General features: G+C 55.6%; 25 protein-coding genes and 2 tRNA genes. 11 read left to right on the forward strand and 16 right to left on the reverse strand.

Annotation, left to right across the window (positions count from 1 at the left end):
• Nucleotides 1–211: 211 nt before the first annotated feature.
• A complete protein-coding gene (gene mdoC, locus INF73_RS08895) occupies nt 212–1,351 on the forward strand; it encodes a glucans biosynthesis protein MdoC (RefSeq protein WP_041910534.1) in 1,140 nt (379 codons plus the stop codon).
• 35 nt (nt 1,352–1,386) lie between these two features.
• On the opposite strand, the gene ymdB is transcribed toward mdoC, so the two are convergent.
• The 5 genes from ymdB to csgB form a co-directional block, all read right to left on the reverse strand.
• Complete coding sequence (gene ymdB, locus INF73_RS08900) at nt 1,387–1,929, reverse strand: O-acetyl-ADP-ribose deacetylase (protein ID WP_193540628.1); 543 nt, start codon at nt 1,927–1,929, stop codon at nt 1,387–1,389.
• Between the two features lie 103 nt (nt 1,930–2,032).
• Complete coding sequence (locus INF73_RS08905; protein WP_193540626.1) at nt 2,033–2,353, reverse strand: type 1 fimbrial protein; 321 nt, start codon at nt 2,351–2,353, stop codon at nt 2,033–2,035.
• A gap of 150 nt (nt 2,354–2,503) precedes the next feature.
• Nucleotides 2,504–2,836, reverse strand: coding sequence for a curli assembly chaperone CsgC (csgC, locus tag INF73_RS08910; protein ID WP_193540624.1), 333 nt, complete (start codon nt 2,834–2,836; stop codon nt 2,504–2,506).
• Between the two features lie 61 nt (nt 2,837–2,897).
• Entirely contained in the window at nt 2,898–3,350 is a 453-nt protein-coding gene (gene csgA, locus INF73_RS08915) for a curli major subunit CsgA (RefSeq protein ID WP_047368274.1), read from the reverse strand.
• A 41-nt stretch (nt 3,351–3,391) separates the two neighbouring features.
• Entirely contained in the window at nt 3,392–3,847 is a 456-nt protein-coding gene (csgB, locus tag INF73_RS08920) for a curli minor subunit CsgB (RefSeq protein ID WP_028012679.1), read from the reverse strand.
• A 754-nt stretch (nt 3,848–4,601) separates the two neighbouring features.
• On the opposite strand from csgB, the gene csgD reads away from it, so the two are divergent.
• The 4 genes from csgD to csgG are packed head-to-tail and all read left to right on the forward strand — an operon-like array spanning nt 4,602 to nt 6,943.
• Nucleotides 4,602–5,252 (forward strand): biofilm master transcriptional regulator CsgD, encoded by a 651-nt coding sequence (csgD, locus tag INF73_RS08925; RefSeq protein ID WP_193540485.1) that lies wholly within the window; start codon nt 4,602–4,604, stop codon nt 5,250–5,252.
• A 4-nt stretch (nt 5,253–5,256) separates the two neighbouring features.
• The gene (csgE, locus tag INF73_RS08930; RefSeq protein WP_028012676.1) at nt 5,257–5,646 is read left to right on the forward strand and encodes a curli production assembly/transport protein CsgE; all 390 of its coding nucleotides are present in this window, start codon (nt 5,257–5,259) and stop codon (nt 5,644–5,646) included.
• Nucleotides 5,647–5,669: 23 nt separating this feature from the next.
• Nucleotides 5,670–6,083, forward strand: a complete 414-nt coding sequence (csgF, locus tag INF73_RS08935) for a curli production assembly/transport protein CsgF (RefSeq protein WP_028012675.1) — start codon at nt 5,670–5,672, stop codon at nt 6,081–6,083.
• A 26-nt stretch (nt 6,084–6,109) separates the two neighbouring features.
• Nucleotides 6,110–6,943 carry a curli production assembly/transport protein CsgG gene (gene csgG / locus INF73_RS08940; RefSeq protein WP_028012674.1) on the forward strand — a complete coding sequence of 278 codons (834 nt, stop codon included), beginning with the start codon at nt 6,110–6,112 and terminating at the stop codon, nt 6,941–6,943.
• 45 nt (nt 6,944–6,988) lie between these two features.
• Here csgG and INF73_RS08945 read toward each other — a convergent pair whose 3' ends face one another.
• The 4 genes from INF73_RS08945 to ghrA all read right to left on the reverse strand — a co-directional run bounded on the left by INF73_RS08945 (nt 6,989) and on the right by ghrA (nt 9,903).
• Complete coding sequence (locus INF73_RS08945) at nt 6,989–7,471, reverse strand: DUF1097 domain-containing protein (protein WP_072252624.1); 483 nt, start codon at nt 7,469–7,471, stop codon at nt 6,989–6,991.
• Nucleotides 7,472–7,567: 96 nt separating this feature from the next.
• Nucleotides 7,568–8,122, reverse strand: a complete 555-nt coding sequence (locus tag INF73_RS08950) for a molecular chaperone (protein ID WP_193540483.1) — start codon at nt 8,120–8,122, stop codon at nt 7,568–7,570.
• A 20-nt stretch (nt 8,123–8,142) separates the two neighbouring features.
• Complete coding sequence (locus tag INF73_RS08955) at nt 8,143–8,880, reverse strand: phosphatase (protein ID WP_028012671.1); 738 nt, start codon at nt 8,878–8,880, stop codon at nt 8,143–8,145.
• 84 nt (nt 8,881–8,964) lie between these two features.
• The gene (ghrA, locus tag INF73_RS08960; protein WP_028012670.1) at nt 8,965–9,903 is read right to left on the reverse strand and encodes a glyoxylate/hydroxypyruvate reductase GhrA; all 939 of its coding nucleotides are present in this window, start codon (nt 9,901–9,903) and stop codon (nt 8,965–8,967) included.
• Nucleotides 9,904–10,135: 232 nt separating this feature from the next.
• Here ghrA and INF73_RS08965 point away from each other — a divergent pair.
• A tRNA-Ser gene (locus INF73_RS08965) sits at nt 10,136–10,223 on the forward strand.
• Nucleotides 10,224–10,379: 156 nt separating this feature from the next.
• Here INF73_RS08965 and INF73_RS08970 read toward each other — a convergent pair.
• Entirely contained in the window at nt 10,380–11,285 is a 906-nt protein-coding gene (locus tag INF73_RS08970) for a LysR family transcriptional regulator (RefSeq protein ID WP_028012669.1), read from the reverse strand.
• A 109-nt stretch (nt 11,286–11,394) separates the two neighbouring features.
• Between INF73_RS08970 and INF73_RS08975 the strand changes: the two genes are divergently transcribed.
• From INF73_RS08975 to INF73_RS08985, 3 genes are all read left to right on the forward strand, one after another.
• Complete coding sequence (locus INF73_RS08975) at nt 11,395–12,255, forward strand: pirin family protein (RefSeq protein ID WP_048999532.1); 861 nt, start codon at nt 11,395–11,397, stop codon at nt 12,253–12,255.
• Between the two features lie 20 nt (nt 12,256–12,275).
• On the forward strand, nt 12,276–12,953 hold the full coding sequence (locus INF73_RS08980; protein ID WP_025755865.1) for an isochorismatase family protein: 678 nt from the start codon (nt 12,276–12,278) through the stop codon (nt 12,951–12,953).
• A gap of 137 nt (nt 12,954–13,090) precedes the next feature.
• Nucleotides 13,091–13,178 (forward strand) — tRNA-Ser (locus INF73_RS08985).
• 294 nt (nt 13,179–13,472) lie between these two features.
• Here INF73_RS08985 and phoH read toward each other — a convergent pair.
• The 4 genes from phoH to efeU all read right to left on the reverse strand — a co-directional run bounded on the left by phoH (nt 13,473) and on the right by efeU (nt 18,051).
• Nucleotides 13,473–14,261 (reverse strand): phosphate starvation-inducible protein PhoH, encoded by a 789-nt coding sequence (gene phoH / locus INF73_RS08990; RefSeq protein WP_024908976.1) that lies wholly within the window; start codon nt 14,259–14,261, stop codon nt 13,473–13,475.
• A 499-nt stretch (nt 14,262–14,760) separates the two neighbouring features.
• Complete coding sequence (efeB, locus tag INF73_RS08995) at nt 14,761–16,044, reverse strand: iron uptake transporter deferrochelatase/peroxidase subunit (RefSeq protein WP_193540481.1); 1,284 nt, start codon at nt 16,042–16,044, stop codon at nt 14,761–14,763.
• Between the two features lie 5 nt (nt 16,045–16,049).
• The gene (gene efeO, locus INF73_RS09000) at nt 16,050–17,177 is read right to left on the reverse strand and encodes an iron uptake system protein EfeO (RefSeq protein WP_028012666.1); all 1,128 of its coding nucleotides are present in this window, start codon (nt 17,175–17,177) and stop codon (nt 16,050–16,052) included.
• Between the two features lie 40 nt (nt 17,178–17,217).
• Nucleotides 17,218–18,051: an iron uptake transporter permease EfeU gene (efeU, locus tag INF73_RS09005; RefSeq protein WP_028012665.1), complete on the reverse strand. Its 834-nt coding sequence runs from the start codon at nt 18,049–18,051 to the stop codon at nt 17,218–17,220.
• Between the two features lie 251 nt (nt 18,052–18,302).
• Here efeU and INF73_RS09010 point away from each other — a divergent pair, with 251 nt between their 5' ends.
• Nucleotides 18,303–19,487 (forward strand): NupC/NupG family nucleoside CNT transporter, encoded by a 1,185-nt coding sequence (locus tag INF73_RS09010; protein WP_047368266.1) that lies wholly within the window; start codon nt 18,303–18,305, stop codon nt 19,485–19,487.
• Between the two features lie 47 nt (nt 19,488–19,534).
• Here INF73_RS09010 and INF73_RS09015 read toward each other — a convergent pair whose 3' ends face one another.
• Both INF73_RS09015 and putP read right to left on the reverse strand, forming a co-directional pair.
• Nucleotides 19,535–19,954 carry a DUF3574 domain-containing protein gene (locus INF73_RS09015; protein ID WP_193540479.1) on the reverse strand — a complete coding sequence of 140 codons (420 nt, stop codon included), beginning with the start codon at nt 19,952–19,954 and terminating at the stop codon, nt 19,535–19,537.
• A 115-nt stretch (nt 19,955–20,069) separates the two neighbouring features.
• Nucleotides 20,070–21,578: a sodium/proline symporter PutP gene (gene putP, locus INF73_RS09020; protein WP_193540470.1), complete on the reverse strand. Its 1,509-nt coding sequence runs from the start codon at nt 21,576–21,578 to the stop codon at nt 20,070–20,072.
• Nucleotides 21,579–22,000: 422 nt separating this feature from the next.
• Here putP and putA point away from each other — a divergent pair, with 422 nt between their 5' ends.
• Nucleotides 22,001–25,963 carry a trifunctional transcriptional regulator/proline dehydrogenase/L-glutamate gamma-semialdehyde dehydrogenase gene (gene putA, locus INF73_RS09025; RefSeq protein WP_193540468.1) on the forward strand — a complete coding sequence of 1,321 codons (3,963 nt, stop codon included), beginning with the start codon at nt 22,001–22,003 and terminating at the stop codon, nt 25,961–25,963.
• Nucleotides 25,964–26,010: the final 47 nt, after the last annotated feature.

Raw genomic sequence — 26,010 nt, forward strand, 5'->3', positions numbered from 1 at the left:
TCCATTTTAATGGAAACTCAGGCAATCCGACAACATAATCACTGCTTTGTTCAGCTGCTGGCTCATGGATTAAGCAAATGAAAGAACCCGTTATTCACTTTGCGTGCTTATCCTGGAGACAGTGTGTCGGTCTTGGTGTAGGGTTGGCGTCGAATGTAACCATTATGAGCCTTAGGGATAAGGCGAAAAGTCTGAGAATGCACAACGTTATATGAGCACAACACCGATACAACGGGAATATTTCCTCGACTCGATCCGGGCATGGCTGATGCTATTGGGGATCCCCTTTCATATTTCACTGATTTACTCCAGCCACACGTGGCATGTTAATAGCCAGATGCCCTCCTGGTGGCTGACGCTGTTTAATGACTTTATTCACGCCTTCCGCATGCAGGTGTTTTTTGTCATCTCCGGCTATTTCTCGTACATGCTTTTTTTACGCTATCCGCTTAAGCGCTGGTGGAAAGTGCGCGTAGAGCGCGTAGGTATTCCCATGTTAACCGCCATACCACTGCTGACGCTGCCGCAGTTCATTATGCTGCAATACGTTAAAGGCAAGGCGGAGAACTGGCCGAATCTCTCGCTGTATGAAAAGTACAACACGCTGGTCTGGGAGCTGGTGTCTCACCTCTGGTTCCTGCTGGTTCTGGTGGTGCTGACCACGGTCAGTCTGGTGATTTTCAGCCGCCTGCGCCGTCATCTCAGCACGACAGCAGACTCTTTCTTCGCTAACGTCACGCTGGGCAAACTGTCGGTGCTCTTTTTACTGCTGGGGATCGCCTATGCCGCGGTGAGACGCACGTTGTTTATCGTCTATCCACCAATACTGAGCGACGGCCTGTTCAATTTTGTGGTGATGCAGTCGCTGTTCTACATTCCGTTCTTTTTAATTGGCGCGCTGGCCTTTATTCATCCGAGGCTTAAAGCGCTGTTTACCACCCCGTCACCGTGGTGCGCGGTGGGTGCGGCCATCGCGTTTGCGGCCTACCTGCTGAACCAGCGCTACGGGAGTGGCGACGCCTGGATGTATGAAACAGAAAGCGTGATCACCATGCTGTTGGGCTTGTGGATGGTGAACGTGGTGTTCGCGCTCGGCCACCGTTTGCTGAACTTTAAGTCCAGCCGCGTGACCTACTTCGTCAATGCCTCACTGTTTATCTATCTGGTGCACCACCCGTTGACGCTGTTCTTCGGGGCATACATCACGCCGCATATCGCATCCAACACGCTGGGCTTCTTTACCGGGCTGGTGTTTGTGGTGGGGATTGCCGTCGTACTCTACGAGATCCATCTGCGGATCCCTCTTCTGCGCTTCCTGTTTTCAGGAAAGCCTCAGCCGAAAGCCGCCTGAGCAGTGCGGCGCACTCACGGTGCGCCGCCTTCGCTTCAGCTCTCCAGCTCTTGTCTGCGCTGAGTCAAAAGCCGCTGATAAAGATGCGTGGTGTCTTCATCGAAGCAGACAAAAATCACCTTCTCTGGCTGCGGTTTAAGCGACAAATAGCGGTAAACCGTTTCGACGGCGATGGTCGCCGCTGCCGCCTTAGGATATCCATACACGCCGGTGCTGATGGCCGGGAACGCCATCGTTTTATAGCCGTTGTCGGCGGCAAGCCGCAGACAGTTTCGGTATGCCTCCTCCAGAAGGCTCGCTTCATGTTGGTCTCCGCCGTGCCACACGGGCCCGACAGCATGAATCACCGCTTTGGCAGGAAGGTTGCCCGCCAGCGTAATCACCGCATGGCCCGGAGGGCATTCACCCTGTTGCTGACGCACGATTTTACAGGCTTCCAGTAACTGCGGTCCAGCAGCCCGGTGAATAGCGCCGTCTACGCCTCCTCCCCCCATCAGGGAAGGATTGGCCGCATTGACGATGACGTCGACATGAACTGTCGTAATATCGCCATGAATAACTTCAATTTGCGGTTTCATAAAGCCCCTCTGCTGCCCGCCTTTTTTATAAGTGTATCGCAGAGGGGTTATTGAGAAAAACGATAGGCATAAAACCGCGCCCGCCGACGGGCGCGCACGGGTATTAACGGTACTGGATCTGAACAACCGCGAGCGTTTTTTCAGGATTCAGGTACGTCATATTCACTGTAGCCAGGCCGGAAGCCGTCTCCTTGCCGTTCAGCGCGTCGCCGTAACTCACCATACGCGTTTGCATACGATTTTTTTCCGGACACGACACCGCCAGCTGCCGCTGCTGGTGGGTAACTTCGCAAGGGTCAGCAACGATTGCGCCGCGAAAGTGAATAACGCCGCCCTGCGCGAGCGTGGCCGAATAAGCTGGAGCGATAAATGCCGAAACAAGCAGGCCCAGACCTGAAATAAGATGTGCAAAAGAGTGGGTCACGATATGTACTCCTCAATGAAAATCGTCCATGAGGGGCAAACGCGCTTCATTATGCAAACGAAGGCTGACGTTACGGAACCTAACAACGCAGTTCCTGATAACAGCTTAGTTCAACGGCAAATATTCACAATGCATTGATTTCATGAATATTTACAGCGCACCCCCGGCTGGCGACCACTGCTGTGATAAATGAAGCGCTTTTCCATCCGTGACGGTGACAACGATGTTGATCGTGTCTTCCGCAGAAATAGTTAAACTCAACCGCGTTAAATCAATCGGCTGATTAGCGGGAATAAAAAGGGTATTTTGCTGTCGCGAAGCACTTTGCCCACTCTGCCCTTCCTTCAAAGAGAGGATCTGAACCTGACAATCACACGGTTCCGTCAAAATGACCTGCGGAATAATGGTCGTCATATTTCCCTGCTGTGACGTTTGAAAGCTTATCTGGCCGGAAAGCGCGGCAAGGAGAATGAAGGTATTCATGAGGAACTCCCGAAAAAAAACAGGGCATCGGCCCTGTTTTTTTGTAGTACAGATTTCAGTATCAGTACTGATGCGCTGTCGCGTGGTTACCAAAGCCGATCTGGGTAACGTTGACGGTGGAGTTAGATGCCGTCTGGTCTACGAGCGCACCGTTAAGGCCGCCGTACTGGCTAACATTCATAACGGATTTTTTGCTGTTCCACTGGTCGAGTGTCGCACTGTTGCCAAAGCCGTTCTGGGTCAGGTTGATTTTGCTGTCGTCAGAACCCTGACCGACATCAGCCCCGTTACCGCCACCGGTCTGGCTAATATTAAGAACGGAATTTCTGGCATCTGTTTGCAACGCCAGCGCGGAGTTACCGCCACCGTTCTGATAAATATTCAGGGTTGAATTTGGACCACTGTTTCCGCCATGACCGTGTCCATGACCCCATCCGCCCTGATTAATCATACCAGCCATAGCACTACCAGAAACGACGATTGCTGCAAGTGCTGCCACTTTGATAAATTTCATGGTAAACCCCCATCGGATTGATTAACGTCGTCGCGAAATAGCTAGCGCTGAATAACGCGAATTGCCATCTGCGACTGTTTCTGCACTACAACTGCGGTTTTCTGCGTACCGTACTGCGTAATATTTGCTCTATTACCCGACCCTTTCTGGATAATTTTCGCACTATTACCATATCCATCCTGCGTAATACCTGCATCGTTCCCGTTACCGCTCTGATCGATCCAGGCAATATTGTAAGTCCCTGATTGATCAACTCTCGCTCTGTTGCCTGCCCCATCCTGAGAAATGACGGACAAGAGTTTCGATCCTTCCTGGCGAAGCTGAGCGTCATTAAATACGCCCTGTTGACCAATAATGGCTGCCTGATTTAATGATGAATAACTTAATTCATTAACCGCAAAATTATATTCAGCGTTTGCTAAATCTGAATTCGCGGCGGTTACAAATCCAGGCGCACCCAGTAATGTAAACATCAAAAATAACGATGTGTTTTTCATGTTGTCACCCTGGACCCGGCTACCTGAAAACACCCTGATCGTATTTCGTATTAAACGACTCGTTTTTGTTAACGCGTCGTTACGGTGAAGAGTATGTCCGCTGAAACATTTTAAATATCTCACCCGCGCGGCTTATTTTTATTTTTCAGGTCACCACAAAGTTGTAATTTGCACCATAAAAGGCATTACACAGGCCGTTTTTATTTTTTATGAAATATTTATGCGCGACAAGTTGTACAACGGTGAGACAGCCGTCCATGCCCCTTCCCGCGTTGTTTAAGCGTAACGCCAGGATGCGATTTTCTTCAGTGCGTGACACAAGGCGAGTTTTCTTAAGCCAGGAAAATCAGTACGGCATGACTTAGAAAGTACCAGTTACTCATACTTGGGAACAAACTAAAGAAAATAATAAATACTTATAAATATTAACTGGTTAATTATATTTGTATGATTTTTAAAATCTATGCACAACTATTTTCATGTACAACTTTCATATCAAATAACAACATTCAAAATCTGCCATTTTCACAAATTAATATTGATTTTTACATATTGTTACATGATTAACACTTGCTTTAAAATTCGTAAAAGCTAGATTGAAATTAGATGTACGAAATTGGTTTTATATTTACCTCCCTGTGGAGGTTATGTTCTGATTCTACACACAGCAGTGCAACATCTGTCAGTACTTCTGGTGCCCTCTTCTTTACAGAGAGGGCGGCTGTCAGGTGCCAAAAATAAGTGGGGTTTCATCATGTATAATGAAGTCCATAGTTTACATGGTCATACATTACTGTTGATCACAAAACCTTCTCTGCAAGCGACAGCTTTATTACAACATTTAAAGCAATCTCTATCACTGAACGGGAAATTGCATAATATTCAACGTTCTTTTGATGATATTGCACCTGGCAGCATCATTCTGTTTGATATGATGGAAGCCGATAAAAAGCTTATCCATTACTGGCAAGATAACTTAAGCAGGAAAAACAATAATATCTGCGTGCTATTATTGAATACGCCTGATGAATATCCTTTCAGAGATATTGAAAGCTGGCCGCATATCAATGGCGTGTTCTACGTCACTGAAGAAGAGGTTCGGGTGGTAGATGGTCTGCAAGGCATATTGCGCGGCGAATGCTATTTCTCGCAAAAGCTGGCCAGCTACCTCATCACGCACTCCGGAAATTACCGCTATAACAGTTCGGAATCAGCGCTGCTCACCCACCGTGAGAAAGAGATCCTGAACAAATTACGCATTGGTGCTTCAAATATTGAAATCGCCCGTTCGTTATTTATCAGCGAAAATACGGTAAAGACGCACCTTTATAATCTTTTCAAGAAGATAGCTGTTAAAAACCGAACTCAGGCGGTTTCATGGGCAAACGATAACCTCAGGCGTTAATCACATGAAGCGCACGTTGAGTTGGATCGCCGCAGCGAGTCTCCTGCTCGCTGCAGGGAACCTGCAGGCCGTTGAGGTCGAAGTTCCCGGATTGTTAACTGACCACACTGTCTCATCGATCGGGCACAGTTTTTACCGGGCCTTCAGCGATAAATGGGACAGTCCTTACACGGGTAATTTAACAATCAACGAGCGGCCCAGTGCACGTTGGGGAAGCTGGATAACCATAACGGCCAATCAGGACGTTATTTATCAAACGTTTTTATTCCCCTCGAAAACAGACTTCGAAAAAAACGTAGCCTTAGCACTGGCTCAAACTGAAGACGCTATTAATCGCCTGCAAATAGATAAAGCCCTATTAAGCACCAGCGATTTAGCAAAAGATGAGTTCTAGCGAACCGATATGCGGAGGCTGTCATGCGTATTGCATATGCAGTTGTTTCGATCATGCTTATTGCTCCCCTGAGCTGGGCCGGAAATATGACCTTCCAGTTCCGTAACCCTAACTTTGGCGGTAACCCCAACAACGGTGCCTTTCTGCTGAATCAAGCTCAGGCACAAAACTCCTATAAAGATCCGAGCTTTCAGGATTTTACCGTTGATACCCCTTCCGCACTGGATAACTTCACCCAGGCTATCCAGTCGCAGATTTTAGGGGGATTGCTGACCAACATTAATACCGGCAAACCCGGCCGAATGATGACCAACGACTTTATCGTCGACATCGCCAACAGGGACGGACAGCTCCAGTTGAACGTGACCGATCGTAAAACCGGAAAAACCTCCACCATAGAGGTTTCCGGCCTGCAAAATAATTCAACTGACTTTTAAACAATAGCTAAATAAGGACAACGACCATGCAGCGCTTCCTGATATTTGTTGCAGTGTGCTTATTGAGCGGTTGTTTAACTGCTCCGCCTAAAGAAGCTGCAAAACCCACATTAATGCCGCGGGCCCAGAGTTACCGTGATTTAACCCATTTGCCTTCACCTACGGGCAAGATATTTGTCTCGGTATACAACATTCAGGATGAAACCGGACAATTTAAGCCTTATCCGGCAAGTAACTTCTCCACCGCGGTGCCGCAAAGCGCCACCGCCATGCTGGTGACTGCACTTAAAGATTCGCACTGGTTTATTCCGCTGGAACGCCAGGGGCTTCAGAACCTGTTAAATGAACGAAAAATCATTCGTGCCGCGCAGGAGAATGGCACCGTTGCGGACAATAACCGGATGCCTCTGCAGTCTCTGGCCGCCGCAAACGTGATGATTGAAGGGTCGATTATCGGTTACGAGAGCAACGTGAAATCGGGTGGCGTGGGCGCGCGCTACTTCGGTATCGGCGCAGATACCCAGTACCAGCTCGACCAAATTGCGGTTAACCTGCGCGTCGTGAACGTCAGTACCGGTGAAGTCCTCTCTTCGGTCAACACCAGCAAAACGATTTTGTCTTATGAAGTTCAGGCTGGGGTATTCCGCTTTATTGATTACCAGCGCCTGCTGGAGGGAGAAATTGGCTACACCTCTAACGAACCGGTCATGATGTGTCTGATGTCAGCCATTGAAACCGGCGTGATCTTCTTAATCAACGATGGTATCGATCGCGGGCTGTGGGATCTGCAAAACAAAGCGGACGTGCAGAACCCGATCCTGGTGAAATACCGTGATATGTCGGTGCCTCCGGAATCCTGACGGGCAGCGCATAAAAAAAGGCGAGATGATTATCTCGCCTTTTTTTTATTCACTCATCGCGGTGATGTTTTGCGTTTTTTCCCGTCGCGCCGCCAGCCAAAGACCGCTGTTCTTCATGGCGTAGCCAAACAGCAGCCCCAGCGCCAGGGAAGGAACCACCAGCTTCCAGTCCCCCTGCCCGGCAAAGGTTGCGCAGGCCCCCATAAAGGTTCCCGGCACAAACGACAGCAGCAGATGCTTCGCCTGGATGCACATCAGGAAGGCGACGACACCCGTCATGACGTACCCCAGCATCTCCAGATGCGGCGCCAGCGCGCTGCCTTTCATGATGACCAGCGCCCAGATAACGCCGCTCATCAGCGTGCAGCCTGAGATAAAGAGCCCTTTCAGCCCCCCCTGAGGACAGGCGAAATAGGCCGTGCAGCCCAGGAAGCCAGCCCAGCTTAACAGACCGAGAGACACCGCTACCCATCCCCAAATACCGGAGAGGATGCCCGTCGTGATTGCAATACAAAGTAATATGTTCATGGCGCGCATCTTAGCAGAAGCGCGCCATAGAAATGAGATCAGAAGCACATTACGTGCAAGTTGAAATGTATCGTTGCAGGATTTTTGTGATTTACATCACCCCTCGTTCTCTTCTTCCAGCTCATCCCACATTGCTGCAATGGCGTCACGCGTCAGCGGGGCCAGCGTTCGCCAGAACGGAGAGGTGGCATGAGCTTCCACTTTACCCAGGAAGGTCCCCACCCACGGCAGCAGATAGGTTTCGAAGAGGATCCCGATGGCTTCATTTTCATCGTCGCCAGCGTTGTCTTCGATCCAGGACGCGGCCAGCAGCAGCGTACCGATATGATCGGCTGGGGTATCGCTCAGCGGCATCCCGCGTTCTGAAAGGAATGCCCGCACTTCCGCTTCGGTCGCTCCTTCCTGCCAGGCGGAACGATACGGCGACACGCGGCACTCTTCGCCCACGAACAGGGCATTGTAGTCCGTTGAGATCTGCTGCATATCGCAGTTTTTCTGCAGGCGCTCCAGTAACTCATCCTGTTCCAGCGGCCAGTTCTGCGCCAGTTTACCTTCGCGAATCAGCGTAAACAGCGGCACCAGCAGCGGGTCCTGCGGCTGGCGGTAATACAGGGAGCCCAGCACGCGGCAAAGGATGGAAAATTCATTCATTGTTTTATTCCGTTATTCAATTAAAGATCGGCAAATTCATCAATCGGCGCCATGCCGCGCGACTCGAGGAAATCAAGCATACGACGCGGCGTGACGTTCAGGATGCGCTCTTCCGGGAAATCCACATCCTGCAATATTTTCAGGCACTCGCTAAAATCCCCCAGCGTGAAGGCCGTGTGCGAATCAGAGCCCAGCGCCACCATGCCACCCGCATCACGCACGGCGGCAGCCACTTCGCGACAGTTGGCTTCACTGCCTTTACGCGAGTGCACGAACGAGGAGTTATTAATCTCCAGCGCCACGCGGTGTTTCGCCGCGGCCTGCGCCACGGCCTGAATATCAATCGGGTATTTCGGATTGCCTGGATGGCTGATGATGTGCACATTGCCGCTGGCAATAGTGGCAATCATCGCCGCGGTATTGGTCTCTTTATCCTGCGGCGGGAAAACCGGCTCATGGAAGCCGGCAAGGATCAGATCTAAGGAGGTCAGCATCGGGCCGGTACAGTCAATTTCACCGTCGGTGTTTTTGATGTTCGCCTCAATGCCGCGCAGTATCCCAATGCCGTCCACCAGACGTGGCCAGATACGCATATTCACAAAATGCCAGTAGTGCGGCGCATCCGCCATATCCGGGCCGTGATCGGTTATCGCGAACAGCTTGATGCCCTTAAGCTTCGCCTGGGCAATATAATCATGGAGGTTGCTATACGCGTGGGTGCTGGCGACGGTGTGCATATGCAGGTCAACGGGATACATCTTTCTCTCCTCTGCGTTTTTTCCAAAGGATAGCAGTTATCAGCGGCGAATATTAGCAAAAACCCGGCGAACGCCGGGTTTCTCTCAGTAGCCGCGCTGTCGGTCGACCTGTCCGGTGACCGGGTTACCCTTCTCTATTTCACCGATCGTGTGCGAGATATAGGCCACCGCCTCGGCAGGTCGCGTCACGGCAGCAACGTGCGGAGTCATTGCCACGCGCGGGTGTCGCCACAGCGGGCTTTCCTCCGGCAGCGGCTCACGGCTGTAGACATCCAGCATGGCGCCTTTAAGCTTCCCGCTATCCAGCGCCTTCAGCAGATCCGGCTCGACCAGATGCACGCCGCGCGCCAGGTTCATCAGATAGCTCTGGTCGTCCAGCTGGTTGAGCAGGCCTTCATTGATAATCCCCACCGTTTCCGCCGTATTGGGCAGCAGGTTAATTAGCACACGCGTGCCGTTCAGGAAGGCCGGAAGCTCATCCGTTCCGGCAAAGCTCTCAACGCCCGGATAGTCTTTACGGCTGCGGCTCCAGCAGCGCAGCGGGAAGCCCCACGGCGCGAGCGCTTCAGCCACTTTCGAACCCAGCACGCCCGCGCCGAGGATACCAACGGTAAACGCTTCGCGCGGATATTCAGGCAGCGGCTCCCAGCGGGATTGCTGCTTAAGCGCCTGATAGTCATCAAAGCGGCGGAACCAGTGCAGCACCTGGCTGACGGCATACTCCTGCATTTGCTGGCCCATACCGGTATCTTCCAGGCGGAACAGAGGAATATCTTCCGGCAGCATTTCAGGGTGTGCTTTCAGCTTGCTCAGAATGGAATCCACGCCGGCCCCGAGCGCGAACACGGCCTTTAGCTTACGGCCCTGGAGCATTTCTACCGGCGGATGCCAGACCAGCGCGTAGTCAGCATGTTCGTTATCGCCCCGCTTCCACTCACGAACGCGAGCGCCCGGCAGTGCCGCAGAAAGTGCCTTAATCCAGTAAGCCGTATCAAAAGTGGGGTGATAGAAGAGTATATCCATAGTCAATCCTGCCTTTTATTGCGCTGATTTATTTTGCTTTTTAACTGGATGGTCAGCATAGCAAATTTCTTGCGCGACCGTGTTGTTGATAAAAAAGACGCTTTCAGCACATTTAAGAATCATGTTGCCTGAAGTTTGTCTAAACGCGCTAAATTACTGAAAAAGTGGGTTGACGGCAGTTCGGCTTTTCCTTACATTAGCGCCCGTCCCAGCAACAACGGGATGACAATATGGTGAGGTGTCCGAGTGGCTGAAGGAGCACGCCTGGAAAGTGTGTATACGGCAACGTATCGGGGGTTCGAATCCCCCCCTCACCGCCATATTCAAGATGAGAGCTCGTACGAAAGTACGGGCTTTTTTCTTTTATATTCTCGTAAGGGGGGATGAGAACCCCCGACCGGGGTTCGACAACTGGCGCAGCCAGTTGGACAGATGACGAACCTGCGAGGAAACTGCCCAAAGCGGCGAGGGGATCGTTACTCCTCCACCATCCGCGCATACTCTTCAGTAAGAAAATCCACCAGTGTTCTGACGGACGGCAGCAAACCTCGCCTGGAAGGATAAACAGCGTGAATCACTTCCCGTCGGGGTTCCCATGCGTCCAGCACCCTTACCAGTTCCCCGGATGCCAGCTGATCCTTGACCATCAAAATCGGCAGCTGCACCACGCCCACCCCCGCCATCGCCGCTTCACGCAGCGCCAGCATGTCGGTGGTAATAAAGCGCGGCGTGTAATGAATCGCGGCTTTCGCTCCCTCCGGCCCGCTCAGCTCCCATCTGTGCAGCTGCTTTCCCACCCCCATGCTCAAACCCGGCCACTCGCTCAGCTCAGAGGGCACGGCAGGGTGACCCATCCGCTCAATCAGCGCAGGGCTCGCCACCAGGCAGTGTCCCCTGTCTGCCAGCACTCTTAACACCAGGTCGCTGTCATCAAACGGACGTGGACGAACGCGGATCGCCACGTCAATGCCCTCGCCCACCAGATCGACCCGTCGGTTGGTGGCCTCAAGCTGAAGATTGATCCCCGGATAGCGCGCCATAAACCGCGCCAGCATGGGCCCCACGTGCACGTGCAGCAAGGTGACCGGACAGGTGATCCTGACCACGCCGCGTGGCTCGGCCTGCAACGCCGCCACCGCCTCTTCCGCAGCTTCGGCCTCTACCAGCATGGCTTTACAGTGCTGATAGAACGTCTGCCCCACTTCCGTCACCGTAAACTGCCGGGTGGTGCGCTGGATCAACCGCACGCCAAGGCGCTCTTCCAGCTGGGCAATCCGGCGGCTCAGTTTTGACTTGGGCTGATCGAGCGCCCGACCCGCCGCCGCAAATCCACCATGGTCCACCACCTTCACAAACCACGCGAAATCATTGAGATCCTGCATACGCCCTCATCGTTCCATATTCAGAACAGTGAATGTCATTTTCACTATCTACCGGGATATTAACCCTGAATATAAGCTAATTACATCAACAGAACATCAGGAGTACATCATGAAAAACGTAACAGGCGTTTATACCGCACCTCGTCCGCACTGGGTCGGTGACGGTTTCCCGGTTCGTTCAATGTTTTCTTACCAGACGCACGGCGAGCCGCTGAGCCCGTTTCTGCTGCTGGACTATGCCGGACCGTACACCTTCCCGGCGGACGGCGCGAAACGCGGCGTGGGCGAGCATCCTCATCGCGGCTTTGAAACGGTGACCATCGTTTACGCCGGCGAAGTGGAGCATCGCGACTCCACCGGCAGAGGCGGCATTATTGGCCCCGGCGACGTGCAGTGGATGACGGCGGGCGCAGGCATCCTGCACGAGGAGTTCCACTCCAGCGCCTTCGCGCAGAAAGGCGGTGAACTAAAAATGATGCAGCTGTGGGTCAACCTGCCCGCCAAAGACAAAATGGCGACGCCCGGCTACCAGAGCATCACCAAAGCGGATATCCCGGTGGTCACGCTGCCGGATAACAGCGGCACGCTGCGGGTCATCGCCGGTCGCCTTGAGGACGTGACGGGCCCGGCCCATACCTTCTCACCGCTGAACGTCTGGGACATCGCGCTTAACCAGGGCAGCCATCTGACGCTCAACCAGCCCGAAGGCTGGAGCACGGCGCTGGTGGTACTTGAGGGCAGCGTAACGGTGAACGGCACCACGCCAGCGGGTGAAGCGCAGCTGGTTGTGCTAAGTCAGAGCGGTGAAAAGCTGCATCTGGAAGCGAACAGCGACGCGAAATTGCTGCTGATGGCCGGTGAGCCGCTGAATGAACCGATTGTGGGCTACGGCCCGTTTGTGATGAACAGTAAAACCGAGATCGCGGAAGCCATTCGTGATTTCAACTCCGGCCGCTTTGGCCAGATCTGAACGTAATTAAGGAGCGCGATATGTCTACCCCTGCAAACTTCAACGGTGCACGTCCCGTCATTGACGTAAATGATGCCGTCATGCTGCTTATCGACCACCAGAGCGGGCTGTTCCAGACCGTCGGCGACATGCCCATGCCGGAGCTGCGCGCCCGTGCGGCGGCGCTGGCAAAGATCGCCACGCTGGCGAAGATCCCGGTGATCACCACCGCCTCCGTTCCACAGGGACCGAACGGCCCGCTTATCCCGGAGATCCACGCCAACGCGCCGCATGCGCAGTATGTGGCCCGCAAAGGTGAGATCAACGCCTGGGATAACCCGGAATTCGTGGCGGCGGTAAAAGCTACCGGTCGCAAGACGTTAATTATTGCAGGCACGATCACCAGCGTCTGCATGGCCTTCCCGTCCATCAGCGCGGTGGCGGACGGATATAAAGTGTTTGCGGTGATTGATGCCTCCGGCACCTACAGCAAAATGGCGCAGGAGATCACCCTGGCCCGCGTGGTCCAGGCAGGCGTGGTGCCGATGGATACCGCCGCTGTGGCCTCTGAGATCCAGCGAACCTGGAACCGTGAAGATGCGGCTGAATGGGCTGAGGTATACACCCACATCTTCCCGGCCTACCAGCTGCTGATCGAAAGCTACGGCAAAGCGCAGGAGGTGGTGAAAAACAGCGAAGTGCTCGATTCGCAGCGTTAATCCTGCGCTGTACGACATAAGCTGATTAAGGCTTAACCGAACAAGCACGAATGCAGAAAATCTGCTTGACCGCTTTCGCGCAACTCCCTATAGTAGCGCCCCGTTGCCCCCCAAGCGGTCAGGCAGCAAAACAATATGGTGAGGTGTCCGAGTGGCTGAAGGAGCACGCCTGGAAAGTGTGTATACGGCAACGTATCGGGGGTTCGAATCCCCCCCTCACCGCCATATTTGAAGAAGAGCTCGCATGAAAATGCGGGCTTTTTTTTTCGCATATTGCACGCCTGTGGGGGGATGAGAACCCCCGACCGGGGTTCGACAACTGGCGCAGCCAGTTGGACAGACTGTGAGCAAAGCGAACAGGCTGCCCGCAGGGCGAGCGAAGCGAGTCAATCCCCCCCGGTGCTATATTCAGCTCGGTGCGGCCTGAGACCCTCACCCTAACCCTCTCCCCAGGGGCGAGGGAATAAATTGCACATAAAACAAAGCCCGGTTTCCCGGGCCTTGAACACAACAGCAAACTCAGTAATACGCTTGCAGCGTGCGCTGACAGAGCGCCGAGCGCACGCAGTCCTCTTTGGTGAAGCGTACCACCCCAATCATCTCATCTTCCTCAAAACGTGACATGGCGTCGCTGAGGCCGGACTTCACGCCCGACGGCAGGTCACACTGGGTAATATCGCCGTTAACGATAACCGTCACGTTCTCCCCGAGGCGCGTTAAAAACATCTTCATTTGCGCAGCGGTCACGTTCTGAGCCTCGTCGAGAATAACGACCGCATTTTCAAATGTACGTCCGCGCATATAGGCGAACGGCGCGATTTCCACCTTGCCAATCTCTGGTCGCAGGCAGTACTGCATAAAGGATGCACCCAGTCGCTTCACCAGCACGTCATAGACGGGCCTGAAGTACGGAGCAAACTTCTCCGAAATATCGCCGGGCAGGAAGCCGAGATCTTCATCAGCTTGCAGTACAGGACGGGTAACAATAATGCGCTCCACGTCCTTATGGATCAGCGCTTCCGCTGCTTTGGCTGCACTGATCCAGGTTTTCCCGCATCCGGCTTCACCGGTTGCAAAGATGAGCTGTTTACTCTCGATAGCATTCAGGTAGTGCGCCTGAGCCTCATTGCGCGCCACAATTGGAGAATTATCACGGCTGTCTCTGGCCATGCCAATTGCTTCTACGCCACTCATCTGCACAAGCGAGGTGACCGATTCTTCTTCACGCTGTTTATGGCTACGTGAGTCCCGTCTCAGCACACGTTTTGCTTCGCGACGAGCTTTGATCACTGCTTTTTGTCTTCCCATGGATAGCACCTTGAGTTGTTGGTATTCATCACACGCGCCAGCTTCGGCACGATTATGCGCACGAACATCAGAGGGTTGGCTTCCTTGTAAGCCATTGCTTGCTTTATCAGATGACGATACAGAACGGCTACGCGCACCGGTCTGCACGTCGGTCGAATCAGATTCTTGAGGTGTGGGGGAGAATTTAGTGGTGAGGAAATCGCTGCCGGAGTCTGAGCCTCCGCGCCGGGTGCTGCGGTTGTTATGTTTACCTTGTCCAGTACAGGACGCAACCATTCGCGATCTCCATAGTGATTCAGCATCACTGCCGGGAACTACCGCTGTCTTATCTTAAGTACATCAGGAGTTATCATAAATGCAACATTTATTTTACCTGAATGCAACTTTTAGGACTGTTCCTGCAGCGGAATCAGTCTTATATATGAATATTACAGAAATATAACAATAAGATAGTCATATGAAAAAATAATGTCCCCGCGAACTATCGCAGGGACGATTATCAGGCTTCCATCAGACCTTGTGCGAGATACGCGCCAGCATCGCGCGCGCCGGGCAGGGCAAAGAAATAGCCGCCGCCGATGGGCTTAATGTACTCTTCCAGCGCTTCGCCGTTTAACCGCTTCTGCACGGTCAGGAAGCCTTTCTCCAGATCGTGCTGATAGCAGACGAACAGCAGCCCCATATCAAGCTGGCCGGAATTGGTCACGCCCAGCGAATAGCTGTAGCCACGGCGCATCATCAGGCTGGACTGCGTCTCTTTGGTGCGGGGGTTGGCAAGGCGAATATGGCTGTCGAGCGCGATAACGTCGCCATCCGGGTCGTTCGCGTAGTCCGGCACATCATGCTCGTTCTTCATGCCCAGCGGCGCCCCGCTCTGCTTGTCGCGGCCAAAAATCGTCTGCTGCTCTTTCAACGGCGTGCGGTCCCAGAACTCCACGTGGAACTGAATAATGCGCACAGCCTGGTAGCTGCCGCCCACCGCCCATGCGGGTTCCCCCTGATCTGCCGTCACCCACACCACGTCTTTCATCAGCGCCGCATCGCTGCTGTCCGGGTTGGCCGTGCCGTCCTTAAAGCCCAGCAGGTTAACCGGCGTCTCTTTGCCTTTGCTGCGGGCGGCGTGGTCAGAGATAAACCCTTCCCGCTTCCAGCGCACGCTCAGCAGATCCGGCGTGTGCTTGATGATATCGCGCAGGGCGTGGATCACCGTGTCCTGGGTATTGGCACAAATCTGCAGGAGCAGATCGCCGTGGCACAGCGCCGCGTCGAGGGAGTCATTCGGGAAGCGCGTCATCTTCTGCAGCGCGTTCGGCTTCTGTTTTGCCAGGCCGTAGCGGCCGTCAAACAGCGATTCCCCTACCGACACGGTAATGGTCAGGTTATCCGGCGCGATAAACGCCCCGAGGATACCGGAATCCATCGGCGGCAGGCGCGGGTTCGGCGTATCCGGTGCCGGCCCGCCCGCGGTAAGAAACGCGATGCGCGCCGTCAGCAGGCGGAACAGACGCTCCAGATCCGCCTTATCGCTGGCCAGCGAATCAAAGGCCACCAGCATCATGGAAGCCTGCTGCGGCGTGAGAATACCCGCCTGGTGCGCGCCATAAAACGGCTGGGTCTCCATGCGGGCATCCGGCGAGAGCGTACCGGGCGCACTCTGCGGTTTCGCCGCATGCGCCACCGGGCAACCTCCCGCCAGGGCAAACGCGCCGCCCAGCGCCCCTACCCCTTTTAACAACCGACGCCGTGAAGGTTCAGCGACGTCGTACTCGTCATGCTTGTTCATCGTGCTTAGTCCAGACCCAGTACGCCGCGCAGCAGGGAGAGATCTTCCGCCAGCGTCGTAATCGGGCCTTTCAGCGCGTTACGGTCGGCGTCGGTTAGCTTGTCGTAGGTTTCGAACCCGTCTTTGGTACGGTACTTCGCCAGGATGGTATCGACCTTTTTGAAGTTGGCATCCACTTTTGCCAGCAGTTCGCCGTTCTCTTTCTGCAGCTGAGGACGCAGCAGCTCGACAATCTTCTGCGCGCCGTCGACGTTGGCCTGGAAGTCCCACAGGTCGGTGTGGCTGTAGCGATCTTCTTCACCGCTGATTTTGCTCGCGGCCACTTCTTCAATCAGACCGGCCGCGCCGCCCACCACCTTCGACGGCGGGAAGGCCAGCTCGCTGATGCGCTTTTGCAGCTCCAGCACGTCGGTGTTCAGCTGCCCGGCGTATTTCTCCATTCCTTTGGTGGAGTTATCGCCAAACAGGGCTTTTTCCAGACGGTGGAAGCCGGTGAATTTCGGATCGGCGGCCTTCTGCTCGTAGTCATCTTCGCGGGCATCAATGCTGCCGTCGAGGTCAGAGAATAGCTCGGCAATCGGCTCGATGCGCTCGTAGTGCTGACGGGTTGGCGCGTACAGGGATTTCGCTTTTTCGATATCGCCCGCTTTCACGGCGTCGGTGAAGGCTTTGGTACCCGTGACCAGGTCCGCCGTCTCTTTGGTGACGTAGGCTTTATAGGCGGTGATGGCGTCGCCCAGGCTCAGCAGGGCCGTGCCTTTGGCCGCGTCCGCCGTCGCTGCACCTTTGACGATCAGCTTGCCTTTAGGGTTGGTCAGCAGGCCGCAGGTCATGTCGTATTCACCCGGCTGCAGGTTGGCGGTCATCTTCTGGCTGAAGCCCGGCGCGATGTTCTCGCGCTCTTCCACCACCATCACGCCTTTGAGGATCTCCCACTCCAGCGCCTTCTGGCTGTGGTTCTGAATGATAAACTGGGTTTTACCGCTGTTAACCGTGATGGTCATCGGCTCACACTGCTTATCGTTAACGGTGACTTTTACCTGCGGAATATCCGCAGCCTGCGCAGCGAATGCAGAAGCGAACAGCGCGGCAATGCCTGCGCACAACGCACTACGACGAAACTGAATTGCCATGACTCTTCCCTTAAAAAGTATGTTGTAACTAAAACAATAATTACGGCGCAACGCGCGACGCCTGCGAACCGGTACGCGGCGGCATCGCGAACAGCACCAGCGCCGGAACCAGATAGATAAAGTACATCGCCACTTCGCTGACGCTCGGCGTTTCCTGGTAGCCGAAGATGCCTTCGAGCAGGGTGCCGGTCAGTGAATGGGTGGAGAGAACGTTGCTGAGATCGAACGCCACGTCCTGGAAGTGGTTCCACAGGCCCGCCTCGTGGAAGGCGCGGATCGCCCCTGCCGCCAGCCCCGCGGCCACCAGCAGAATGAACAGGCTGGTCCACTTAAAGAAGGCGCCCAGGTTGAGGCGAATGCCGCCCCAGTAGAGCAGAAAGCCCAGCACCACCGCCGTTGCCAGACCGAGCATGGCGCCCAGCGGCGGCCAGATGCCCACGTCCTGCTGGAATGCCGCCAGCAGGAAGAAAACCGATTCCAGACCCTCGCGCGCCACGGCGAAAAAGACCATCATAATCAGCGCCCAGCCGTGGTGATTCCCCTTCTGCAGGGCATTATCCACCGCCTGCTCCAGCTGCACCTTCACGTTGCGGGAAACTTTGCGCATCCAGAAGACCATCCACGTCAGGATGAACACCGCAATCACGGCGACGATACCTTCAAACAGCTCCTGCTCTTTCTGCGGGAATTCGCCGGTGGTTTCATTGATGAGGATACCTAAGCCCAGGCAGAGCGCCGCGGCAAGGAAGACGCCAACCCACATCACGCCAATCCAGCGTCCACGCTGGGTGCGCTTCAGATAGCTGGCGATAAGGCTGACAATCAGGGCCGCTTCAAGGCCTTCACGTAACATAATGAGAAATGGAACAAACATGCCGACACCTTAAATGTTTATCGCGGTCAACTGATGCAAAGAAAGGTAAATTCTTGTGATAGTGATTATCATTACGGCGAAAGGAAACACAAGCGAAATATGTGGTGATTTGATGACGAGTTGTAAACGCAAAGCCTGTTAATAGTTGCCTCCGTTACCGTTAAGTTTATAAGTTATAATAAAAATGCCCATTTACGGTTAACCAGTGCTGTGGCTAAATATCCGCCTCAAAAACCAACCGAAAATATCCCATGTTTAAGATTGTCCATTTCCTGCTGGCGCTGGTCATTATTCTTGCGCTTGCCTGGCTGGTGAGTTTCGACCGCCGAAAAATTCGCATTCGTTATGTTTTACAGCTGATTGTTATTGAAATTGCCCTGGCGTTCTTTTTCCTGCACGCCGAAAGCGGGCTATTCCTGATTAAATACGTTTCCGGCTTCTTTGAGTCACTGCTTAAATTTGCCTCGGAAGGGACGAATTTCGTCTTTGGCGGAATGGGTGAAAAAGGGCTGGCGTTTATTTTCCTCGGCGTGCTGTGTCCGATTATTTTTATTTCCGCACTGATTGGTATTCTCCAGCACTGGCGGATCCTGCCGATTTTTATTCGAATCATCGGAACGCTGCTGTCAAAGCTGAACGGCATGGGCAAGCTGGAATCGTTCAACGCGGTGAGCTCGCTGATCCTCGGCCAGTCGGAAAACTTCATTGCCTATAAAGGCGTGCTGGGGGATCTCTCCTCGCGTCGTCTGTTCACCATGGCGGCCACGGCCATGTCGACGGTCTCCCTGTCGATTGTCGGTGCCTATATGACCATGCTCGACGCCAAATTTGTCGTTGCCGCGCTGATCCTGAACATGTTCAGTACCTTTATTATTCTCTCGGTCATTAACCCGGTGCGTCCGGAAGCCGAGCCGGATATCAAGCTGGAAAAACTGCACGAATCCCAGAGCTTCTTTGAAATGCTGGGCGAGTATATTCTGGCCGGTTTTAAGGTGGCGATGATTATTCTGGCGATGCTGATTGGCTTTATCGCCCTCATCAGCGCCGTTAACGCCCTCTTCTCCAGCGTATTCGGCATGAGCTTCCAGCAGATCCTGGGCTATGTGTTTTATCCGCTGGCGTGGCTTATCGGGATTCCGCTGAGCGATGCGTTAAACGCGGGCAGCATTATGGCAACCAAGCTGGTGGCGAATGAATTTGTAGCGATGATTGAGCTGCAAAAAATTGCTCATGAAATGTCACCGCGCGGGCTGGGTATTTTGTCCGTCTTCCTGGTGTCGTTTGCCAACTTCGCCTCCATCGGCATCGTCGCCGGGGCGATCAAAGGGCTGAACGAGCAGCAGGGCAACGTGGTGTCGCGGTTTGGTCTGCGCCTGGTATACGGTGCGACGCTGGTGAGCCTGCTGTCGGCGAGCTTTGCGGGATTAGTGCTGTAAATTGCTTTGCTACAAAACAACAACGGCGGGTTATCCCGCCGTTGTTGTTAAAACTGTACGCACACCGGCTGGTCGACCCGCATCACCGACTCCTGCGCGAAACGAGACTTATAGATCCCGCGCAACGCTTCGATGTTCTTCTCGCTCTGCGCGTCTTTACCGTGGATCAGCATTAACGCTTTGCTGGGTTCACGCGCCACTTTCCCGTCGTTCCCCAGCCACTGCCCGCGCGCATCAAACACCGTTAAGCCATCGCGAAAACGCGGCGTCACGTCCTGGTCAACAAACTGCTGCCACTCGCTGCCGGTAATCTGCGACCCGGCAGGACGGTTTAAGCCGAAATAGAGCGTGGTTTGCTGCATCTGGTTATCCGCTTTGCAGGTCTCTACCGCCGCATGTTGCGATGGCGCGTTGCAGCCCGCCAGCATCAATAATGCCGCTGCCATTACCCCTGTTTTGATGGTCATGTATCGCTATCCTCATTGTTATAAGCACATGGATATCACAGGAAAATACGGATTTTGGCAAGAAAAAAGCCGGGTGCGCTTGCGCTTACCCGGCCTACGGTGTTACGTGGGAAAATTATTCTGCCTGAAGCTTAGTCGGCGGCGCAGTGTGGTAGTGCGCATCCGCTTCCGCAAAGCGCTTCTGCATAGAGGCAGACGGCGCTTTACCCAGCAGGCTGAACACCACAATACCGATGCTGCCGAAGATGAAGCCCGGAATGATTTCGTACAGGCCCAGCCACGCAAACTGCTTCCAGACGATGACGGTCACCGCACCGATGATCATCCCCGCCAGCGCGCCGTTGCGGGTCATGCGTGACCACATGACGGAGAACAGCACCACCGGACCAAACGCGGCACCGAAGCCCGCCCACGCGTAGCTCACGAGGCCCAGCACGCGGTTTTCCGGGTTGGCCGCGAGCGCAATGGCAATCAGCGCCACCAGCAGCACCATAAAGCGCCCTACCCACACCAGCTCTTTCTGGCTCGCGCCCTTGCGCAGGAAGGCCTTATAGAGGTCTTCGGTGATTGCGCTGGAGCAGACCAGCAGCTGGCAGCTCAGGGTGGACATCACCGCCGCCAGGATCGCGGAGAGCAGGATACCGGCAATCCACGGGTTAAACAGAATCTGCGCCAGCTCGATGAACACGCGCTCGGCGTTCTGGTTCACCGCGCCCGCCTGCGCCGGGTTATTGCTGAAGTAGGCGATACCGAAGAAGCCGACCGCACACGCCCCCGCCAGACACAGGATCATCCACGTCATGCTGATGCGACGCGCGTGAACGATGGTGTGGTGAGAATCCGCCGCCATAAAGCGCGCCAGAATGTGCGGCTGACCGAAGTAGCCCAGCCCCCAGCCCATCAGGGAGACGATGGCGACAAAGTTCAGCCCTTTCAGCATATCGACGTTTTCGATGCTCTTCTGCTTGATCACTTCCAGTGAATCGCCAAAGCCGCCAACGGTGAAAATCACAATCACCGGGGTCAGGATCAGGGCGAAGATCATCAGGCTCGCCTGCACGGTGTCGGTCCAGCTGACGGCCAGGAAGCCGCCCACGAAGGTATAGAGGATGGTTGCCGCCGCACCGGCCCACAGGGCGGTTTCGTAGCTCATGCCGAAGGTACTTTCGAACAGACGCGCACCGGCCACGATGCCGGAGGCACAGTAGATGGTGAAGAACAGCAGGATCACCACCGCGGAGATAATGCGCAGCACGCGGCTGTTATCCTCAAAGCGTCCGGTGAAGTAGTCCGGCAGCGTCAGGGCGTTGTTGTTGGCCTCGGTATGCACGCGCAGACGGCCCGCCACCAGCTTCCAGTTGATCCATGCGCCCACGGTCAGACCGATGGCGATCCAGCTTTCCGAGATACCGGAGATGAAAATCGCGCCCGGCAGCCCCATCAGCAGCCAGCCGCTCATGTCGGATGCGCCCGCAGAGAGCGCGGTGACCATTGGGCCTAAGCTGCGCCCGCCAAGGATGTAGTCGTCAAAGTTTTTAGTGGAACGCCATGCCAAAAACCCTATCAGGATCATGCCAAAAATATAAACGAGAAATGTCACCAGCATCGGTGTGCTAATAGCCATTCAAATTCTCCAAAATGTCGAGCGACAACCGTCCGGGTTGCCTTGTTATGTCATCACCGGAACGTAGTGATGTGTGTATGTGTTTCCGTTGGGCGCGCTATCCTGCCGTATACGCTTCCCACTGACAAACGATTTAACACTGCATTTACATGAATTTCATCCCTGGTTTTATACGTCTTTCCTATAGGTTGCACTCGCTCACATTTATATGGGTTGCACCTTTGAAAAGTGTTAAGCACCGCATAAAAACAGGCTTTGCATGCAGAAGCCAGCGCTTTTTTCCAGCTAACTATTCGTTAACAATCCATTCATTTTCCAGCTTGCAAACCAGGTCACATTTAACACGGTTGCACAAAGTTGCAACATGGTGGATATTTCACGCTATCAACAGAACGCTATTACAGAACAACAGGAGTTTTGGCATGGGGATGACCACCATGGGGGTTAAGCTGGATGACGCGACCCGCGAACGGATTAAGACCGCAGCAACCCGCATTGACCGCACACCGCACTGGTTAATCAAGCAGGCGATTTTTAACTATCTGGAAAGGCTGGAGAGCGAAGACGGCCTGCCGGAGCTGCCTGCCCTGCTGGCGGGCGCAGCGAACGAAAGCGAAGACGCCGCGACGGCGATGGAAGAGAACCACCAGCCGTTCCTCGAATTTGCCGAGCAGATCCTGCCGCAGTCCGTCAGCCGCGCCGCCATTACCGGGGCTTACCGCCGCGCCGAAACCGACGCCGTGCCGATGCTGCTGGAGCAGGCCCGCCTGCCGGAAGCCATTGCCGCCCAGGCGCACAGCCTGGCGTATCAGTTAGCCGACAAGCTGCGCAACCAGAAAACCGCCACCGGCCGCGCCGGGATGGTGCAGGGCCTGTTGCAGGAGTTCTCCCTCTCCTCACAGGAAGGCGTGGCGCTGATGTGCCTGGCGGAAGCGCTGCTGCGTATTCCGGATAAAGCTACCCGCGACGCGCTGATCCGCGACAAGATCAGCAACGGCAACTGGCATTCGCACATCGGCCGCAGCCCGTCCCTGTTCGTCAACGCCGCCACCTGGGGTCTGCTGTTTACCGGCAAGCTGGTCTCCACCCATAACGAAGCCAACCTGTCACGCTCTCTGAACCGCATTATCGGCAAGAGCGGCGAGCCGCTGATCCGCAAGGGCGTGGACATGGCGATGCGTCTGATGGGCGAGCAGTTCGTCACCGGGGAGACCATTGCCGAAGCGCTGGCGAACGCCCGCAAGCTGGAAGACAAAGGTTTCCGCTACTCCTACGACATGCTGGGTGAAGCGGCCCTGACCGCCGCCGACGCGCAGGCCTACATGGTCTCTTACCAGCAGGCGATCCACGCCATCGGTAAAGCGTCCAACGGTCGCGGTATTTATGAAGGTCCGGGCATCTCTATTAAGCTCTCCGCCCTGCACCCGCGCTACAGCCGCGCGCAGTACGACCGGGTGATGGAAGAGCTCTATCCGCGCCTGAAGTCCCTGACCCTGCTGGCGCGCCAGTATGATATCGGCATCAACATCGACGCCGAAGAGGCTGACCGTCTGGAGATCTCCCTCGATCTGCTGGAAAAACTGTGCTTCGAGCCGGAGCTGGCGGGCTGGAACGGCATCGGCTTCGTCATCCAGGCCTACCAGAAACGCTGTCCGTTCGTCATTGATTACCTGATTGACCTGGCCAGCCGCAGCCGTCGCCGTCTGATGATCCGCCTGGTCAAAGGCGCCTACTGGGACAGCGAAATCAAACGCGCCCAGATGGAAGGTCTGGAAGGCTATCCGGTCTATACCCGCAAGGTCTACACCGACGTCTCTTACCTCGCCTGCGCGAAAAAGCTGCTCGGCGTGCCGAACCTGATCTACCCGCAGTTTGCCACCCACAACGCCCACACCCTGGCGGCGATCTACAGCCTGGCCGGGCAGAACTACTATCCGGGCCAGTACGAGTTCCAGTGCCTGCACGGCATGGGTGAACCGCTGTACGAGCAGGTGACCGGTAAAGTGGCGGACGGCAAGCTGAACCGCCCGTGCCGTATCTATGCCCCGGTAGGCACCCACGAAACCCTGCTGGCGTACCTGGTGCGTCGTCTGCTGGAAAACGGGGCGAACACCTCCTTCGTTAACCGCATCGCCGACACCACGCTGCCGCTCGACGAACTGGTGGCCGATCCGGTGCAGGCCGTAGAGAAGCTGGCGGCGCAGGAAGGCCAGATTGGTCTGCCGCATCCGAAAATTGCCCTGCCGCGCGAGCTGTACGGCGCGGGCCGCGTCAACTCGGCGGGTCTGGATCTGGCGAACGAACACCGCCTGGCGTCGCTCTCCTCTGCCCTGCTCAACAGCGCATTGCAGAAATGGCAGGCCAAACCTATGCTGGAGCAGCCCGTAGCTGACGGCGACATGCAGCCGGTCATCAACCCGGCTGAGCCAAAAGACATCGTCGGCTATGTGCGTGAAGCCACGGAAGCGGAAGTGGAACAGGCGCTGGAGAGCGCGGTGAATAACGCCCCAATCTGGTTCGCCACCCCGCCGCAGGAGCGTGCCGCCATTCTGGAACGTGCCGCGGTGCTGATGGAAGATCAGATGCAGCAGCTCATCGGCATTCTGGTGCGCGAGGCGGGTAAAACCTTCAGCAACGCCATCGCCGAAGTGCGCGAGGCGGTCGACTTCCTGCACTACTACGCCGGTCAGGTGCGCGATGATTTCGACAACGAAACGCACCGTCCGCTCGGTCCGGTGGTCTGTATCAGCCCGTGGAACTTCCCGCTGGCCATCTTCACCGGCCAGATTGCCGCCGCCCTTGCCGCAGGCAACAGCGTGCTGGCGAAACCGGCAGAGCAAACCCCGCTGATTGCCGCCCAGGGCATCAACATTCTTCTGGAAGCAGGCGTTCCGGCGGGCGTGGTGCAACTGCTGCCTGGGCGCGGTGAAACGGTGGGCGCCAAACTCACCTCCGATAATCGCGTGCGCGGCGTGATGTTTACCGGTTCGACCGAAGTGGCCTCCCTGCTGCAACGCAACATCGCCACCCGTCTGGATGCGCAGGGTCGTCCTACCCCGCTTATCGCCGAAACCGGCGGCATGAACGCCATGATTGTTGACTCCTCCGCCCTCACCGAGCAGGTGGTGGTTGACGTGCTGGCCTCCGCCTTCGACAGCGCCGGTCAGCGCTGCTCCGCCCTGCGCGTGCTGTGCTTACAGGATGACGTGGCTGACCACACGCTGAAGATGCTGCGCGGCGCAATGGCGGAATGCCGCATGGGCAACCCGGGCCGTCTCACCACCGACATCGGGCCGGTGATCGACGCGGAAGCCAAAGCCAACATTGAAAACCATATTCAGGCCATGCGCGCCAAAGGCCGCCCGGTGTTCCAGGCGGTGCGCGAGAACAGCGAAGATGCCCGCGAGTGGCAGACTGGCACCTTCGTGCCACCTACGCTGATTGAGCTGGCAAGCTTCGACGAGCTGAAAAAAGAGGTCTTCGGCCCGGTGCTGCACGTGGTGCGTTACAACCGTAACAACCTCAACGCGCTTATCGACCAGATCAACGCCTCCGGCTACGGCCTAACGCTCGGCGTGCATACCCGTATCGACGAGACCATTGCGCAGGTCACCGGCACGGCCAAAGTCGGCAACCTGTACGTCAACCGCAACATGGTTGGCGCGGTCGTTGGCGTGCAGCCGTTCGGCGGCGAAGGCCTCTCCGGTACGGGTCCGAAAGCGGGCGGTCCGCTCTACCTGTACCGTCTGCTGGCGAACCGTCCGGAAAATGCCCTGGGCGTGACGCTGGCGCGTCAGGACGCTGAATATCCGGTGGACGCGCAGGTGAAAGCCGTGCTGACCCAGCCGCTGGAGGCGCTGATTAAGTGGGCTGATAACCGTCCTGAACTGCGTGCGATTGCGCAGCAGTACGGCGAGCTGGCGCAGGCCGGTACCCAGCGTCTGCTGCCGGGGCCAACCGGCGAGCGCAACACCTGGACGCTGATGCCGCGCGAGCACGTACTGTGCGTGGCGGATAACGAGCAGGACGCGCTGGTACAGCTAGCCGCGGCGATGGCCACCGGGTGTGAAGTGCTGTGGCCGGACGATGCGCTGCATCGCGATCTCGCCAAACAGCTGCCGAAAGCGGTTTCGGCCCGCATTCGCTTTGCGAAGGCCGATGCCCTGCTGACCCAGCCGTTTGACGCGGTGATCTACCACGGTGATTCCGACCAGCTGCGCGAGCTGTGCGAGCAGGTGGCGGCCCGCAGCGGGGCGATTGTTTCCGTGCAGGGCTTCGCCCGCGGGGAAACCAACCTGCTGCTGGAGCGTCTGTACGTGGAGCGCTCGCTCAGCGTCAACACCGCGGCGGCGGGCGGTAACGCCAGCCTGATGACAATCGGCTAACGCTGTGCTAATAAGGCTCCGGAGACGGAGCCTTATTTTATTGGGGA

Origin of the sequence: Enterobacter cloacae complex sp. P6RS (genome assembly GCF_014982245.1) — a bacterium.
In the GTDB taxonomy this organism is placed as follows: Bacteria; Pseudomonadota; Gammaproteobacteria; order Enterobacterales; family Enterobacteriaceae; genus Enterobacter; species Enterobacter bugandensis.

What these genes read in the sequence shown, in the direction of transcription:
- ghrA (WP_028012670.1), bottom strand. Translation starts at nt 9,903, where the DNA reads ATGGATATACTCTTCTATCACCCCACTTTTGATACGGCTTACTGGATT.
- INF73_RS08955 (WP_028012671.1), bottom strand. Translation starts at nt 8,880, where the DNA reads ATGTATCCCGTTGACCTGCATATGCACACCGTCGCCAGCACCCACGCG.
- INF73_RS08945 (WP_072252624.1), bottom strand. Translation starts at nt 7,471, where the DNA reads ATGAACATATTACTTTGTATTGCAATCACGACGGGCATCCTCTCCGGT.
- INF73_RS08970 (WP_028012669.1), bottom strand. Translation starts at nt 11,285, where the DNA reads ATGCAGGATCTCAATGATTTCGCGTGGTTTGTGAAGGTGGTGGACCAT.
- INF73_RS08980 (WP_025755865.1), top strand. Translation starts at nt 12,276, where the DNA reads ATGTCTACCCCTGCAAACTTCAACGGTGCACGTCCCGTCATTGACGTA.
- efeU (WP_028012665.1), bottom strand. Translation starts at nt 18,051, where the DNA reads ATGTTTGTTCCATTTCTCATTATGTTACGTGAAGGCCTTGAAGCGGCC.
- csgA (WP_047368274.1), bottom strand. Translation starts at nt 3,350, where the DNA reads ATGAAATTTATCAAAGTGGCAGCACTTGCAGCAATCGTCGTTTCTGGT.
- INF73_RS09015 (WP_193540479.1), bottom strand. Translation starts at nt 19,954, where the DNA reads ATGACCATCAAAACAGGGGTAATGGCAGCGGCATTATTGATGCTGGCG.
- INF73_RS09010 (WP_047368266.1), top strand. Translation starts at nt 18,303, where the DNA reads ATGTTTAAGATTGTCCATTTCCTGCTGGCGCTGGTCATTATTCTTGCG.
- csgF (WP_028012675.1), top strand. Translation starts at nt 5,670, where the DNA reads ATGCGTATTGCATATGCAGTTGTTTCGATCATGCTTATTGCTCCCCTG.
- putA (WP_193540468.1), top strand. Translation starts at nt 22,001, where the DNA reads ATGGGGATGACCACCATGGGGGTTAAGCTGGATGACGCGACCCGCGAA.
- efeB (WP_193540481.1), bottom strand. Translation starts at nt 16,044, where the DNA reads ATGAACAAGCATGACGAGTACGACGTCGCTGAACCTTCACGGCGTCGG.
- csgG (WP_028012674.1), top strand. Translation starts at nt 6,110, where the DNA reads ATGCAGCGCTTCCTGATATTTGTTGCAGTGTGCTTATTGAGCGGTTGT.
- csgD (WP_193540485.1), top strand. Translation starts at nt 4,602, where the DNA reads ATGTATAATGAAGTCCATAGTTTACATGGTCATACATTACTGTTGATC.
- csgE (WP_028012676.1), top strand. Translation starts at nt 5,257, where the DNA reads ATGAAGCGCACGTTGAGTTGGATCGCCGCAGCGAGTCTCCTGCTCGCT.
- ymdB (WP_193540628.1), bottom strand. Translation starts at nt 1,929, where the DNA reads ATGAAACCGCAAATTGAAGTTATTCATGGCGATATTACGACAGTTCAT.
- phoH (WP_024908976.1), bottom strand. Translation starts at nt 14,261, where the DNA reads ATGGGAAGACAAAAAGCAGTGATCAAAGCTCGTCGCGAAGCAAAACGT.
- mdoC (WP_041910534.1), top strand. Translation starts at nt 212, where the DNA reads ATGAGCACAACACCGATACAACGGGAATATTTCCTCGACTCGATCCGG.
- csgC (WP_193540624.1), bottom strand. Translation starts at nt 2,836, where the DNA reads ATGAATACCTTCATTCTCCTTGCCGCGCTTTCCGGCCAGATAAGCTTT.
- putP (WP_193540470.1), bottom strand. Translation starts at nt 21,578, where the DNA reads ATGGCTATTAGCACACCGATGCTGGTGACATTTCTCGTTTATATTTTT.
- efeO (WP_028012666.1), bottom strand. Translation starts at nt 17,177, where the DNA reads ATGGCAATTCAGTTTCGTCGTAGTGCGTTGTGCGCAGGCATTGCCGCG.
- csgB (WP_028012679.1), bottom strand. Translation starts at nt 3,847, where the DNA reads ATGAAAAACACATCGTTATTTTTGATGTTTACATTACTGGGTGCGCCT.
- INF73_RS08975 (WP_048999532.1), top strand. Translation starts at nt 11,395, where the DNA reads ATGAAAAACGTAACAGGCGTTTATACCGCACCTCGTCCGCACTGGGTC.
- INF73_RS08950 (WP_193540483.1), bottom strand. Translation starts at nt 8,122, where the DNA reads ATGAATGAATTTTCCATCCTTTGCCGCGTGCTGGGCTCCCTGTATTAC.